A 15,023-nucleotide genomic window follows, 5' to 3' on the forward strand; every position below is an offset into this window, starting at 1 on the left:
TTTGACACGGGGTAAACGAGTTGTCCCCATTCTAGGCGCCGGGGGAGGGAAAGGGGGACAGGCTTGGCCCGGAACTGTGAACTGCTTTGAAATGACAACGGTTTCAATGAGATGGAATAAAAAAGGGGCCCCGGAAGGCCCCTTTTCGTCTGTCAGACGGTGAAGAACTTGGCGTTGACGAAGGCCACCGCAATGAAGGAGGCCACCATGCCGCTCAGGCACAATATCGCGGGTCGCAGCGCCGGCCAGCGCCGGCTGAAGAGGATGATCGCCAGCAGGGTGGGGTAGAGGCCGAACATGTAGCGTGGCATGGCGTTGAGGCCGGTCATCAGCGGTATGGTGCAGCAGATGACCATCAGGGTCGCTTCGGCCCAGCGCTTTTGGCTAAATAACCACAGGTTCAGCGCCCAGCCGAACATCACCATGATGGAGAGGTACATCTTACGCCCCCCCAGCTCAAAGCCGCTGATCCACCAGTCGAGCGGGCTATCCATTGCCCGGCCCCATGCTACTTGGATGTGTTTGAAGGCCAGCGCATCGCCGGTCAGGTGATAGAGGTAGAACATGTAGGAGAAGAGGCCAAGCGGGATCAGCCACAGGGTCAGCACCACCTTGAAGGCATTTTCGGTGAAGCGGAAGAACTCGCGCCAGCCATAGGCCTGCAACGCCAGGATCAGCACCGGGAACACCATCATGACCCCGAGGTTGCGGGTGCTCGAGATCAGGATGCCGATGAGGCCGACCAGCAGCCACTGCTGGCGGTAGGCGAACAGGAACATGAGCAGCATGAAGAGCATGAACATGGACTCGCCATAACCCGAGACGAAGTAGGCCGAGAAGGGGGAGAAGGCCAGCAGCCAGACCCCGAAGCGGGCGGTCTCCTCGTCCATCTTGATCTGGCGCATCACCAACAGCATGGCTGGCAGGGCGAAGAAGAAGGCGGTGTTGGCCACCAGCATCAAGGCGGTCAGGGTGTCGCCGCCGATCAGCTTGGAGAGGCCGCCGCTTAGCATGGGGTAGAGCGGCATGAAGGCCCAGTTGGCGGCGTTGCCCTTGCTCAGCCAGCGCGGGTAGAGGTCATAGCCGTTCTCGATGATGCGCATAAACCAGACGCAGTCGAACTGGCAATAGGCCTGGAAGGGGCCGAGCTGCGGGTTGCCATAGAGGTGGACGCCGGCATAGCCAAAACCATAGAGGGCGATGCGGCTTAGCAAAAATGCCGCAATGACCAGCCACCAGTCTTGGCGGCTCAGACGCAGGGAGGGGCGGTAAGGCCCCGTCAGTGCAGATTCACTCATCAGGCAAATACCCAGATACGAGACAGAAGATAGGTCAGTATGGTCACCGTCAGGGTGGCGATCACCACCGGCAGCAGGCCGGCCAGCCCCCCCCACAGCAGAGCGCTTAGGATCAGGTTGCGTACCAACAGTGAGAACAGGGCAACCAGCAGGAACTTGCTGGCGGCGCCTTGCTTTTGGAAGGTGATGTAGCGGTGGCCGAAGAAGGAGAACCAGAAGGCCACGGCAAACGCCAAGGTGGTAACCAGGTGCTCCGAGATGCCGGGCCACAGGTGGAACAGGGCAAACGAGGTGCCCAGATCCACCAAGGTGGCGCCGCCGCCGACGAAGCCGAAGCGCACCAGACGCCAAAACTCATCGCGGGAGATCATGCCTCGCCCTGCTCCTTGCCTTGAGCCTGCGGCTCGGTGCGGCGGGCATATTCGCCATAGACCCCTTCAATCAGGTAAACGGGGCGCTGCTTCACCTCGACAAACATGCGGCCGATGTACTCGCCGATGATGCCGAGGGAGATGAGCTGGATCCCGCCGAGAAACAGCACCACCGACATCAGCGAGGCATAACCGGGCACGTCGATACCAAAGAAGATCACCTGGGTGATGATCTTGAGGATGTAGAGGAAGGCCACGGCAGAGACGCCGACGCCCACGTAGCTCCACACCCGCAGCGGCCAGCTGGAGAAGCTCAGCAGCCCATCGAGGGCGAAGTTCCACAGCTTCCAGTAGTTGAACTTGGTCTCACCGGCGTGGCGCGCCGGACGCTCATAGGGAACGCCGACCGAGCGAAAGCCCGCCCAGGCAAACAGCCCCTTCATGAAGCGGTTGCGCTCGGGCAGCTGCTTGATGGCCTCGACCACGCGGCGGTCGATGAGACGGAAGTCACCGGCGTTCTCCGGCAGCTTGGTCTGGCTCGAGAGGGCGTTGAAGAAACGGTAGAAGCCGCCGGCGGTGAGGCGCTTCATCGGGGTGTCGGCGCTGCGATCGACCCGGATGCCGTAGACGGTGTCATAGTCGCCGCTTTGCCACAGCTTGACGAACTCCAGGATCAGGGCCGGCGGATCTTGCAAGTCCACATCCATCGGCACCACGGCATCCCCTTGAGCCTGGTGCAGGCCAGCGGTCAGGGCCGCCTCCTTGCCGAAGTTGCGCGCCAGATTGACCAGGGTCACGCGCGGATCGCGGGCAATGGCCTGCTCGACCACCTCGCAGGTGCGGTCACGGCTGCCGTCGTTGACGAAGACGATCTCGAGCTGATCCTTGAGTGGGGCAAGTTCATCGTCGATGGCGGCGATGAAGGCATCGATACTTTCTTCCTCGTTATAGACAGGGACGACCAACGAGAGTCGGAAAGAAGTATTCGACATGGAGTGACATCCTTATTGTGAAGGCAGCGACGTGTTCTATTGTGCGACTTTCATCTGCACGGTGTGAAAATTCAACGGCTCGGGGGTCGAGATGGCCAGGAAGTTAGGTTGGCTCGGGTCCGCCTTGAGCAGGTTGCCCGGCAGGTTGAGTTTGACCTCGTTAAGTCCCTGCTTGGCCAGTTTGATGGTGGTGGTCCAGTTGTGGCCGAGGGCCACCTTGAGCAGGGTGCCTGCCTTGGGGCTATCCACCTTGGCCAGCACGGTCAGGGCGTCGGGCTGCTTGGACAGCACGAAGTAGAGTCCGCCTTCCCCCTGTAGCTGGGTTCCCTGCGCGGTCGGCTTGCTGGCCCACCCCTCGCTGGAGAGGAAGCGGCTTGGCTTGGCCAAATCGAGCTGATTACCGGTGTGGTAAACCAGGTCTGAGTTGTGCTCCCAGAACTGGGTCTTACCCTCCATGTAATAGAGGCGATAAGAGAGGCTGACCTGGGGGTGGGCCGCCAGGTAAAGGGTATAAAGATAGAATCCGCTCAGGGCCAGAATGGCTGATGCGAAACCGGCTTTCTTGAACATCTAGACTCTCGCTCTCTCATAGAACAGAAGGGGCTTTCAAGCGCACATGCTAATCAATTTGCCAGAAAAGCCTAGTGGGTCACAAAAATAAATTTTGTTCGGAATTTAAACGCCGCTCAGACCATCCTGCAAAACAGCAGGATGCGGTCAATCTCTCAAAAATTGGGCGGTAAAACGGGTGATGAACGTGCTACTTTGAGTCCGATTTGAGCAGCCTGGTGAACAGGGATGGTGAGCATGAAATGCTGGATATGGATCGTGATGCTGTTAAGTGGCGTGGCCGAGGCGGGCTGTGAGCGTCCATGGCGGGCTGGTTATGACGACTGGCCTCCCTACCACTACCGTAATCAGGAGCAGGTGCTCACCGGTTTTGCCGTAGAGGTACTGGAGGCCGTTGCCAAGCGAATGGACTGCTACGAGGTGTTTCGCGAGCGCCCCTGGAAGCGCACCTTGTTAGAGGTGGCTAGCGGCGATCTCGATATTGCGATGGAGGCGACGGAGAGTGAGGCTCGTCGCCGCTATGCCTATTTCTCTGTCCCCTATAGTCCTGGGGTGATCCTGCTGTGGGTGCGCCGGGGGGAGCAAAATGGCGCAGTGACTCTGGAGGCGTGGCTCGAAGAAGGGAAGCGTCTGGGTACGACGCGTGAATTTAACTATGGTGAGCCCATCATGGGGTTATTGGCGAACCATGCCAATCAGGTGACCCCTTTGCTTGAGGAGGAGCGCAACTACGGCAAGTTGCAGTTGCGGCGTATCGATGGATTTCTCGGGGATGCGTTTGCTACTCGCTGGATGCTGGAGCAGTCGGGGCTGCTGCCGAACATTGTACCGCACCAAGCCAGGGTCATCGCTATTCCGACCCGATTCATGCTATCCAAACGGCGGTTTGACCCTGCCTTCGTGGCACAATTCAATCAAGCCCTGGCTGCCTTTCAGGCTGACCGAGAGTATGATGCGCTTCTGCGCCGCTACGCGCCGGTAGGGGTGCGCCCGTAATATGGGGATACTTCGTTTTTCGGCTTTTGCGAAGGCAGCTGGTCTGCCGCCATGTAGGGTTTGAGGTAGATATGGGTATGAGGTTATGGCTGGCATTGGCCAATCTGATCTGGTTGGGATGCTGGCCGGTTACCGCGGTGCAGGCCAATGAGGTGTCTGCCGTGGTTGCGGCTACTGACAGGGTTTCCCATGACTGGGGAAGCGAGGTCGCGGCCCGCGAAGAGTTACAGCAACAGCTGTTTGAGGCCGCGCTGGCCCAGTTCCATCCCGATTTCGTCCATTTGTGGAAATCGCTGCAAACCACGCCTGAAGAGCAGCGTGGCCCCCTCTATGATGAGGCATTTCGCAAGTTGAGCCGCTTCCAGCATATCTGGCGCGGGCTCGATTTCGTCTCGCGTGAACAGATCGGCAGTATGACGGTGGATCTCTCCAAGGCGGCCCCCAGCATCGAGGCCAAGGGCTTGCTCGATGCGGTGACGGCGCTGCGCCCCTCGGTGTCCGAATACGCCATCGTGCGCAACGAGGTGCAAAAGCTACTGGCATTGCCAATGGCTGATCGCTGGCCTGCTCTCTCCATTCCGACCCTGCGTGAGGGGGAGAGCTCCCCCTCTCTGGCCGAGATCCGCAGGATCTTGGTGGTGCTCGGTGACATGCAGCAGGATCATGACAGCGAGGGCATCTATGACGGTGAGACCCTGAGCGCCATCAAGGCGTTTCAGTCCCGTCATGGCCTGACTGCCGATGGCATCATAGGCCGGCAGACCCAGAGCTGGCTCAGCACCGGCCCGGAGGCGCGTGCCCGCCTGCTGCTGCGCAACTTGTGGCGGCGTGATGTGGTCGACCGCCTGCCTGAGCAGCGCTACGTACTGGTCAACATTCCCGATTACCACCTGAGCGTGGTCGAGCAGGGGCGCGAGATCTTCACCAGCCGTGTCATCGTCGGCCAGCAACTGCGGGCCACCCCTATCCTGGCCAGCGAGATCCGCTCCGTGGTGATCAACCCCTCTTGGAATGTGCCGACCTCCATCATGCGCAAAGACATTCTGCCTAAGCTGGCGCGCGATCCCGGTTACCTCTCCCGTCAGCAGATCGAGGTGATCGACGGCCAAGGCAATCCGGTGCAGTTCTCCCCTGAGGGGTGGAGCCACGCGCTTGCCTCCGGTTTCCCCTATCGCCTGCGCCAGAAGCCGGGCGATCACAATGCCCTCGGCCGCTACAAGTTCTACCTGCCAAACAACGATGCCATTTATTTGCACTCGACCCCGAAGAAGGGGTTGTTTGAGCAGGGAGCGCGGGCACTGAGCTCCGGTTGTGTGCGGGTCGAGAAGGCGGAGAATCTGGCGCAACTGCTGCTGGCACCGACCCCGCGCAAACAGCAGGAGATCAATGGCCTGCTCAAGCAGACCACCACCCGTTGGATGCCGCTCTCGACGCCGGTGCCGGTGTTCACCGTCTACTGGAGCAGTTGGATCGACGGTGAGGGCAAGCAGCACTTCCGTAACGATATCTACGGCTTCGACAAGGGCAGCTTTAAGAGCGTGTTGTGACGAAAGACGTCGTGACCATTATCACGTTTGTGACACCCGGCCGCTGCCGGGTGTCATTTTTTGAGCCTCGGGTTTGACAGTTCACCGCTCTGGCGGGTAGTGTCGGACGGTTGTTACATCTTTTAGGGTAAAAAATCGCCATGTTGGACAAAGGGATCAGCCGTCGACAACTGCTGCTCGGGAGCGGCCTGCTGCTCACCGCCGGCCTGCTGCCGCAGACTGCCCAGGCTAGCCGCAGCACCACTAGCCGCGAGTTGGTTATCCATAACCTCAACACCGGCGAAAAAGTCAGGGCTAGTTACTGGGAAAATGGTCGTTATCTGCCGGATGGCTTGGCCGAGCTCAACCACATCCTGCGCGATCACCGTCGCAACGAAGTGTTCGACATCGATCGCAAGCTGTTCGATCAACTCTTTCTGTTGCAGCACAAGCTAGGGCGCAAGGGGCAGATCGAGCTCATCTCCGGTTACCGCTCACTGGCTACCAATAACCAGAAACGTCGCCACAGCCGTGGTGTGGCCAAGCGCAGCTACCACACACTGGGGCAGGCGGTGGATATCCGCATGCCGGGTGTGCAGCTGACTCATCTGCGTCAGGCGGCACTCCAACTGAGCGTGGGTGGGGTAGGTTACTACCCGAACGACAATTTTGTTCACCTCGATACCGGTCCGGTGCGCCGCTGGTAGTCAAAGGGCTCTTGCGCACTGGCTATCCCCCTCTTCTGCCATTACCCTATCGGTACTTTCGTACTCAGTAGGAGTTGAATAATGCGTATCGCACTGGCCGCCATGCTGGCCCTGTTGCTTGCCGGCTGCGGCAAGCTGGATCGTGAGCACTACGAGCAGCTCAAGATGGGCATGACCTATGACGAGGTGGCCACCATTTTGGGTAAAGCCGATCGTTGTGACGATGTGCTCGGCACCTCCAGCTGCATCTGGGGCAAGGAGAAGAAGAACATCCAGGTCAAATTTATCGCCGGCAAGGCGGCCCTGTTTAGCTCGGAAGGGATCAACTGAGCGAAACAACATGAAAAAAGCGCCCTGTGGGGCGCTTTTTTGATCTCAATGGGTCACGAACTGGTAGTGGAAGGTGGGTAAGCCCCATTTGAAGCGTACCGCCAGCAGACGCAAGACGAAGCCGATCCCGATCGCGCCAAAAGTGGCCCAATCCTTCGGCAGACCTTGATCCAGCGCGACGCAGTAGAGCATGCCGGTGATGAGCGAAACGGCGGCATACAGCTCGCGGCGAAACACCAGCGGCAAGCGTTGGCAGAGCAGATCCCGCAGTACCCCGCCGAAGGCCCCCGTCACCACCGCCATGATGCAGGCGATCCCCATGCCGTGCCCCATATCCAGTGCTCGCGCCGCCCCGAAGATGGAGAAGACCGCCAACCCCAGAGCATCCAGCGCCAGGAACAATTTGGTGAGGTAGCGCATCAGGGGGGCGAAGGCGACGCTGACCATGGCGGCGGCCGCTACCAGAACCACGTATTCGGGATGCTCCACCCACAAGAGCGGGTAGTGGCCGAGCAGCACATCACGGATGGTACCACCGCCGATCGCGGTGGCCGAGGCGATGATGATGACGCCGAACAGGTCCATGCGCCGGCGACCGGCCGCCAGGGCACCGGTCATGCCTTCGGCGACGAGGCCGATGATAAAGAGGGCGTAAAGCATGAGGAATCCCAGGGTTAATAGAAAGCGCGAATGCTATCAACCAAGGAATGACGGGACAACGTTAAAAAATTCATGTTAGTTTTTCTAATGAATAAGGGGCGTATTACGCCCCTTTTCATGCTCGGCTGTCAGGGGGTTCCTGTGTTTCGGTAGGCCGGGCGGTAGTGATCGACCCACATGGCCGTAGCACCACAAATGGCGACTGGCATGACGAACAGGTTCACCACCGGAATGGAGGCAAACAGCGTGACCAGCGCGCCGAAGCTTAAGCATTTACCACGGCGTTGTTTGAGAGCCTCACGCATGGTGATGAAGTCGATCTTGTGGTTGTCGAAGGGGTAGTCGACATACTGGATCGCCATCATCCAGGCGCTGAACAGGAACCAGAGCACGGGAGCCACCGTCTGTCCGACCACGGGGATGAGAAACAGGATCAGGCAGCCGATGGCCTTGGGCAGGTAGTATTTGAGCTTGATCCACTCACGGCTCAGGGTGCGCGGAATATCCTTGACCACGTCCAGCATCCCGGTGTCCGCGGCACTCTCCCCGGTCAGTACCTGTTCGACCTTCTCGGCCAGCAGGCCGTTGAAGGGGGCGGCAATCCAGTTGGCGACCGAGCTGAACAAGAAGGAGAAGAGCACCAGCACGGTGATCAGCGCCAGAGGCCAGAGTAGATAGTCGAGCCAGGAGAGCCACTCGGGGATCATGCCATGCAGCCAGGCAAACAGCTTGTCGAGTTGCAGCAGCAGGGCATAGAAGGCCCCGGCGAACAACACGAAGTTGACCAGTAGGGGGATCAGCACGAAGGCGCGGATCCCTGGGCGCCGGATCAGGGCGAAGCCGCGCAGAAAATAGTCGGCGCCGCCAACCGAGTCCTTCATCAGTGGTTGTGTCATGGGGTGTCCATCAAATGAGCGAAGATAGCCGCATATTACAAACAAGCCCTTGATTTGGTAAAGTTGCCGGCCACACCTATCGAGATCACCTCCCCCTCCCATGCGCCTGAAATTGATCAAGCTTGCCGGTTTCAAGTCGTTTGTGGAGCCGACCAAAATCAGCCTTTCTGCGGATATGACGGCCGTGGTCGGCCCCAACGGCTGTGGTAAGTCCAACGTCATCGATGCGGTGCGCTGGGTATTGGGAGAGAGCTCGGCGCGCCATCTGCGCGGCGAGAACATGACCGATGTCATCTTTAACGGCTCGACCAACCGGCCGCCCCATTCGCGCGCGTCGGTTGAGCTGGTGTTCGACAATCCCCACAACCGGGTGCCGGGCGAATTCGGGCGTTTCACCGAGATAGCGGTGCGTCGCGAAGTCTTTCGTGACGGCAGCAACCACTACTTCATCAACGGCCAGAAGTGCCGGCGCAAGGACGTAACCGATCTCTTCCTTGGCACTGGCCTCGGCCCGCGCAGCTACGCCATCATCGAGCAAGGCACCGTCAGTCGGCTGGTGGAGTCGCGCCCAGCCGACCTCAAGCTGTTTCTCGAGGAGGCCGCAGGGGTATCGCGCTACAAGGAGCGTCGGCGTGAGACCGAGCAGCGCATCCGCCACACCCGTGACAACCTCGAACGCCTTGGCGACATTCGCGGCGAGCTGGGGGAGCGACTGGAGCACCTGCGCCAACAGGCCGAGACTGCCGAGCGCTATCGCCAGCTCAAGGCGCGCAGTCGGGCGGCGCGCAGTGAGCTGGTCGGCTCCGAGCTATGGGGCATTGAGAGCCGGCTGGTTGAGATCAAGGGGGCGCTGAGTGAACACGAGCGGGCATTGGCCGAGCTTGATGCCCGGCGCACTCAGGATGAGGCCAGGAGCCTCATCCTCGCCACCACACGTCAGGAGCGGCAGGCGGAACAGGCGGATCGTCAGCAGCAATTGTTCCTCGGTGGCCAAGCTATCGCTCGGTTAGAGCAGCAGGGGCTGCACCAGGCCGAGCAGGGACGCGAGTGGCAGAGCCGGCGTGCGGCGCTGGGCGAGCGGATGGCGGCGTTGCAGTTGCAGTTGGAGAGCGAAGAGCGGGCGCTGGCTGAGGCCACCCTAGCGCTGGAGCAGGCCGAGGTGCGCCTCGAGCTGGCCGAAGCGCGCCAAGAGGAGGGCCTGGCCCGTCAACAGGAGGGCGGGCAACAGGTGGAGCAGTGGCGCGCGGCCCGCGAACAGTGGCAACAGCAATTGGCCATGCAGCAAGGTGCGCTGGCTCAGGCAAGGGGCGAGCGACAGCACCAGCATGAGCTGCTGGCCCGCACCCGTCTGGCTCGCCTCAAGCTGGAAGATGAACGAGAGTCGCGTGGGGATGAGCCGCCCTTGCCCGATCTTGCCCCGCTCGAACACGCCCGTGCGGCCGCATCCGAGCATCAGGGGTCGCTGCGCCAGCGACATGAGGCGCTGGAGGCGGCCCTGCCGGCCCTGCGTGCGCAGTGGCATCAAGCACAAACGGCCCTACGTGAACGGCAGGCTCGTCTGCAAGCGTTGACCGAGCTGTTAGGCGAGCGGCAGGAGGGCGTATTGGGGGAGCAGTTGACGCTGGATGCGCAGTGGGCGCCGGCGCTCGACAAGGTGCTTGGCCACTGGCTCACCGCCCGAGGGGACGATCGCTGGCAGCAGGTCGAAAGTGGCCGGGTGGTGGGGCCTGCGGGCCGCGCCGTGACAGGCACGCTGGCCTGCTGGGTACAAGGGGCGCATCTGCCCGCGTTTCTCAACGCCATCTTTACCGCGCCGGATCTCGAGGCGGCGCGGCAACGCGCCACAACGCTGGGGCCGGGCGAGTCGGTGATCACGCCGGCGGGTGACTGGTTTGGGGTGAACTGGGTGGATCGTGCCGATGGCAAACGGCTTGGCACCCTGGCGATGCTGGCGGAGCAGGAGCATCTGCGTGAGGCCATCGCCACCCTGTCGCGACAGGAACAGGCGCTATCACGGTCATTGGCCGAACGTGAAGAGACACGAATTACTCTCCTTGAAGAGCAGGAGGGGGCCCTGGCCCAGTTGCAACAGGCAGAGCTTGCCTTGCAGCAAGCGCGTGAGGCGTGGCGGTTGCAGGAGGGCAGGCTGACCGAGCGGGGGCAGCGTCAGGCCGAGATCGTAGCCGAGCTGGCGCGCTTGGGGGCGCAGCTTGCCGAGGAGCAGACCCGCCTTGAAGATCGTGAGGCGCTGATCCTTGAGCTCGAAGAGCAGCTTGCTCACTGGCAGGCGCTGGGGGGTGAGCACGATGAGCGCCTGCGTGAGGCGCAAGAGCGGCAACAGGCGCTGGAGGCCGCAGTGGCCGCCGCCCGCAACGGCAGTGAGCTAGCCCGCGCCGAGCGCCAGCGCGGGCAGTTGGAGCAGGAGCAGCGCCGGCAACTGGGGGAGCTGCATCGCACCGAACTAGAGCGGGTGCGTGGTGAGCTGATGCAGCTCAAGGCGCCGGATGCCACTGAGGCCGTCGATTTAGCGCCGCTGCTCGAGACCCAGCGCCGCCTAGAGGCGGAGCAACTGGCCACTCACCAGGTACTCAGCCAGCTTGAAAGTGAGCTGGGTGAGCTGGAAAAGCGGCGCCAGGGCGATCATAAGCATCTGGTGGCCCTACAGGAGACGCTGGCACAACTGCGGCTTGAACGTGAGCGTTTGCTTACGCGAAGGCAGGCGCTACACGAGCAGCTTGAGGAACTCGGCGTGCGTTTCGCCGAGCTTGACCAGGGGGCGCTGCTACAGGCCGACCGCAGTAAGCTGAGGCAGGAGATCCAGGCGTTGGAGGAGCAGGTGGCGGCACTCGGTGCCATCAACCTGGCTGCGCTGGAGGAGTTTGAGGAGGCGCGAACCCGAGCCACTTATATGGAAAACCAGTGTCAGGATCTCGAGCAGGCACTGGAGACCCTCGAGCAGGCGATAAAAAGAATCGATCGGGAGACACAAATCCGCTTCCGAGACACTTTCGATAAGGTCAATGAAGATTTAAAATCCCTGTTTCCAAAAGTATTTGGAGGGGGGAATGCATGGCTTGAACTCACCTCTGACGATCTTTTGGAGGCGGGGGTCACCATCATGGCGAGACCTCCCGGTAAAAAGAATGCTACCATCGCCCTGCTGTCTGGGGGGGAGAAGGCCTTGACTGCCTTGGCACTGGTCTTCGCCATCTTTAGACTCAATCCGGCACCTTTTTGTATGCTGGATGAGGTGGATGCACCGCTCGATGAAGTGAACGTGGGTCGCTTCTGCGCTCTTGTCAAAGAGATGTCGGGCACAGTACAGTTCGTCTACATCAGTCATAATAAGGTCTCCATGGAGATGGCTGAGCAGCTGGTCGGCGTGACGATGCAAGAGCCCGGGGTTTCCCGCATCGTCTCGGTTGATATTGGTGAAGCCGTCGCTCTGGCTGAGCAAAACTAGAAAGAGAAGCAGCTAATGCAGGAATTGCGTTACATCTTGGTTGCCTTGGGCGGAATTGCCATTGCGGCATTGCTCATTCACGGTCTGTGGACCAACAGAAAGAACCGCAAGACTCCCATCAAGGAGAAGCCACTTGGCCGGGTCGAGACCCGTTCCCGAGGTGACGACAGTTTCGACGACGATGGCATCGGTCAGGTGCGTGTGGTCAGCAATCGTCGCGCCGAGCCTAAGATCCAGCCGGAAGAGCCCAAGGCGATGCGCCGCTCCTCGGCCCCCATCTATCGCCGCCAGGAAGACGATGCGGATGACGATCTGCCGTTGCCGCATGCCGAGCCGGCCTATGCTCCCGAGCCTGATTATGTCCAGCCGGCCCCTCGAGTGGCCGAGCCCATCGTCTTTGCCGCGGAAGAAGAAGAGGAGCCGCAGCCGGTTCGCAAGCCCTCTCCGGTGATCCGCCGCACCCCGGTGCAGCCGCGTACCCGCTCCCAGCGTGAGCCGATCATGACTGCCCCGCTCGATGACGAGCCGCAGGTGCCCGCCTATGAGCCGCAGCCCGAGCCGGCCTATGAGCCTGAGCCTGTTTATCGTGAGGAGCCGGTCCTGCGTACCGAGCCCCGTTACGAGCCGATTCCGGAACCGATTCCTGAGCCGCGCCGCGCCCCGGTTGAGAAGGTGTGGCAGGATGTTTATGTGCTGAACCTGATGGCGCGCCCCGGTCGTGAGCTGGAAGGGGCGACGCTGCTCTCCTCCTTACTGGCCACCGGCTTCAAGTTTGGTGAGATGGATATCTTCCATCGCCACGAAGATCGCGATGGCCACGGCGAGATCCTGTTTTCCATCATCAACATGGTCAAACCCGGCACCTTCAACCCGTACCGGATGGAGCAGTTCTCCACCCCCGGCGTGTCGCTCTTCATGCAGTTGCCGCTGCGCAGCAACACGGCCCTGGCGTTTGAAGAGATGCTGCGCACCGCCGATCAACTGGCCAGCGATTTGGATGCCATGCTGACCGATATGGAGCGCAGCCCGCTGTGTGAAGATACGATCACTCGCTATCGCCGCGAGCTGGCTGCCTACGAGGCGAGCCGCGACTAAGCCGCTTCCTCCTACTCACCCCCTACGATGCGGTACCTGGTACCGCATCGTCATTTCTGGATCTCGGACAAGAGCCCCATGAGCGAATACCAATCCCGTCACCAGACCCTGTGTCAGCAACTGAGCGACTATGGCTATCAGTACTATGTGCTAGATAACCCCACCGTCACCGACTCTGAATATGATCGCCTGATGCGCGAGCTGCTGGCGCTTGAGGCTGAGCACCCCGAGCTGCGTACCCCCGACTCTCCGAGCCAGCGGGTAGGGGGCATGCCGCTCTCTGCGTTCGCCCAGGTGACCCACGAGCTTCCCATGCTGAGCCTCGACAACGTGTTCAGCGATGAGGAGCTGCAAGCCTTCGACCAGCGCATGCAAGACAGGCTCAAGCAAGCGCAGACCTTTACCTTCTGCTGCGAGCCCAAACTCGATGGGTTGGCCGTCAGCCTGCTCTATGTGAACGGCCTGCTGACGCGGGCCGCCACCCGAGGAGACGGCACCACGGGGGAGGAGATCACCGAGAACGTGCGCACCATCCACGCCATTCCACTGCGCCTCAAGGGGGCGGGCTGGCCTGAGCGTCTCGAGGTGCGTGGCGAGGTGTTCATGCCCAAAGCCGGCTTTGAGAAGCTCAATGCCCGTGCCCTCGAGAAGGGAGAGAAGGTGTTTGTTAACCCGCGCAACGCCGCTGCCGGCAGCCTGCGCCAGCTCGACTCGCGCATCACCGCCTCCCGCCCGCTCGCTTTCTATGCCTATGGCGTCGGGGTGGGGGGCGACGAGCTGGGGGGCTCCCACCATGGCCGCTTGATGCAGTTGGGATTGTGGGGGCTGCCGATCTGCCCCGAGGTGAAACTGGCCGAAGGGGCGGCGGGGTGTCAGGCCTTCCACGATGAGATCTTGGCGCGGCGCGAGGCGCTGCCCTACGAGATCGACGGCGTGGTTTACAAGGTCGATGACATCGCCTTGCAGCAGCAGCTTGGCTTCGTGGCACGGGCCCCGCGCTGGGCGACCGCCCATAAGTTCCCAGCCCAGGAAGAGATGACCGAGCTGGAGAACGTCGAGTTCCAGGTGGGACGTACCGGCGCCATCACGCCGGTGGCTAAGCTCAGGCCCATCTTTGTTGGCGGCGTCACCGTCTCCAACGCCACCTTGCACAATGCCGATGAGATTGAACGCCTTGGCGTGATGATCGGCGACACGGTGATCGTGCGCCGCGCCGGTGACGTGATCCCGCAGGTGGTCTCGGTGGTCGAGGCCAAACGTCCGGCGGATGTACGCCCTATCTTGTTCCCGGATGCCTGCCCGGTGTGCGGCTCGGCCATTGAGCGCATCGAGGGGGAGGCGGTGGCCCGCTGCTCAGGCGGTCTGTTCTGCGGCGCCCAGCGCGCCGCCGCCCTCAAGCACTTTGCCGCGCGCCGCGCCATGGATATCGAGGGGCTGGGGGACAAGATCGTCGATCAACTGGTGGAAAAAGAGCTGGTGCAGACCCCGGCCGATCTGTTTGCCCTCGAGGCCGATACCCTGGCTGCCCTGGAGCGGATGGGGCCGAAATCGGCGCAGAATCTGGTCGAGGCCATCGACAAGGCGCGCAGCACCACCTTGCCACGCTTCCTGTTTGCCCTCGGCATCCGCGAGGTGGGGGAGGCCACGGCCCTGAACCTGGCCAACCACTTCCTCACCCTGGAGGCCCTGCGCGCCGCCTCGGTTGAGCAGTTATTGGTGGTGCCGGATGTGGGCGAGGTGGTGGCCAAGCATGTCTACTACTTCCTGCGCCAGCCCCACAACATCGAGGTGCTGGAGGCCCTGCTGGCCGCCGGGATCCACTGGCCGGCCATCGAGAAGAGAGAGGTAAGCGATCAGCCCTTTGCCGGTAAGACCTTTGTGCTGACCGGCACCCTCACCAGCTTGTCGCGCAGCGATGCCAAGGCGGCGTTGCAGGCCCTCGGGGCCAAGGTGGCGGGCTCGGTATCGGCCAAGACCGATGTTGTGGTGGCGGGTGAGGCGGCGGGCTCAAAGCTTGCCAAGGCTCAGGAGCTGGGCATCACAGTCTGGAGCGAAGATGAGCTGCAACAGGCGCTAGCCGGGCAGCAGTGACCGCGTTCCATAAACAGTGAAAGGCCCC

The 15,023-nt window shown here is 61.4% G+C and carries 13 protein-coding genes; 7 read left to right on the top strand and 6 right to left on the bottom strand.

Annotated features, from left to right (window positions below):
• Positions 1-152: 152 nt before the first annotated feature.
• From FE240_RS03220 to FE240_RS03235, 4 genes are read right to left on the bottom strand one after another with little or no spacing between them, the layout of a single operon-like run.
• Positions 153-1,298, bottom strand: coding sequence for a hypothetical protein (locus FE240_RS03220; RefSeq protein WP_193003354.1), 1,146 nt, complete (start codon positions 1,296-1,298; stop codon positions 153-155).
• Positions 1,298-1,669 carry a GtrA family protein gene (locus FE240_RS03225; protein ID WP_042046878.1) on the bottom strand — a complete coding sequence of 124 codons (372 nt, stop codon included), beginning with the start codon at positions 1,667-1,669 and terminating at the stop codon, positions 1,298-1,300. Before FE240_RS03225 ends, FE240_RS03220 begins: the two co-directional genes overlap by 1 nt.
• Complete coding sequence (locus FE240_RS03230) at positions 1,666-2,661, bottom strand: glycosyltransferase family 2 protein (protein WP_193003355.1); 996 nt, start codon at positions 2,659-2,661, stop codon at positions 1,666-1,668. The genes FE240_RS03225 and FE240_RS03230 overlap by 4 nt, the downstream gene beginning before the upstream one ends.
• A 36-nt stretch (positions 2,662-2,697) precedes the next feature.
• Positions 2,698-3,231, bottom strand: coding sequence for a hypothetical protein (locus FE240_RS03235; protein WP_193003356.1), 534 nt, complete (start codon positions 3,229-3,231; stop codon positions 2,698-2,700).
• A 237-nt stretch (positions 3,232-3,468) separates the two neighbouring features.
• Between FE240_RS03235 and FE240_RS03240 the strand changes: the two genes are divergently transcribed.
• From FE240_RS03240 to FE240_RS03255, 4 genes are all read left to right on the top strand, one after another.
• Positions 3,469-4,227 carry a substrate-binding periplasmic protein gene (locus FE240_RS03240; protein WP_226798963.1) on the top strand — a complete coding sequence of 253 codons (759 nt, stop codon included), beginning with the start codon at positions 3,469-3,471 and terminating at the stop codon, positions 4,225-4,227.
• A gap of 71 nt (positions 4,228-4,298) precedes the next feature.
• On the top strand, positions 4,299-5,774 hold the full coding sequence (locus tag FE240_RS03245) for a L,D-transpeptidase family protein (RefSeq protein WP_193003357.1): 1,476 nt from the start codon (positions 4,299-4,301) through the stop codon (positions 5,772-5,774).
• A 140-nt stretch (positions 5,775-5,914) separates the two neighbouring features.
• A complete protein-coding gene (locus FE240_RS03250; RefSeq protein ID WP_193003358.1) occupies positions 5,915-6,460 on the top strand; it encodes a DUF882 domain-containing protein in 546 nt (181 codons plus the stop codon).
• Between the two features lie 81 nt (positions 6,461-6,541).
• Positions 6,542-6,790, top strand: coding sequence for a DUF3862 domain-containing protein (locus tag FE240_RS03255; RefSeq protein ID WP_193003359.1), 249 nt, complete (start codon positions 6,542-6,544; stop codon positions 6,788-6,790).
• 45 nt (positions 6,791-6,835) lie between these two features.
• Here FE240_RS03255 and FE240_RS03260 read toward each other — a convergent pair whose 3' ends face one another.
• A complete protein-coding gene (locus FE240_RS03260; RefSeq protein WP_193003360.1) occupies positions 6,836-7,450 on the bottom strand; it encodes a trimeric intracellular cation channel family protein in 615 nt (204 codons plus the stop codon).
• 128 nt (positions 7,451-7,578) lie between these two features.
• A complete protein-coding gene (cysZ, locus tag FE240_RS03265) occupies positions 7,579-8,346 on the bottom strand; it encodes a sulfate transporter CysZ (protein ID WP_193003361.1) in 768 nt (255 codons plus the stop codon).
• A 100-nt stretch (positions 8,347-8,446) separates the two neighbouring features.
• On the opposite strand from cysZ, the gene FE240_RS03270 reads away from it, so the two are divergent.
• The 3 genes from FE240_RS03270 to ligA all read left to right on the top strand — a co-directional run bounded on the left by FE240_RS03270 (position 8,447) and on the right by ligA (position 14,995).
• Complete coding sequence (locus FE240_RS03270) at positions 8,447-11,809, top strand: AAA family ATPase (protein ID WP_193003362.1); 3,363 nt, start codon at positions 8,447-8,449, stop codon at positions 11,807-11,809.
• A 15-nt stretch (positions 11,810-11,824) separates the two neighbouring features.
• Positions 11,825-12,904 (top strand): cell division protein ZipA, encoded by a 1,080-nt coding sequence (zipA, locus tag FE240_RS03275; protein ID WP_193003363.1) that lies wholly within the window; start codon positions 11,825-11,827, stop codon positions 12,902-12,904.
• A 78-nt stretch (positions 12,905-12,982) separates the two neighbouring features.
• On the top strand, positions 12,983-14,995 hold the full coding sequence (ligA, locus tag FE240_RS03280; protein WP_193003364.1) for an NAD-dependent DNA ligase LigA: 2,013 nt from the start codon (positions 12,983-12,985) through the stop codon (positions 14,993-14,995).
• Positions 14,996-15,023: the final 28 nt, after the last annotated feature.

The organism is Aeromonas simiae (genome assembly GCF_014892695.1).
GTDB classification, from domain to species: Bacteria; Pseudomonadota; Gammaproteobacteria; order Enterobacterales; family Aeromonadaceae; genus Aeromonas; species Aeromonas simiae.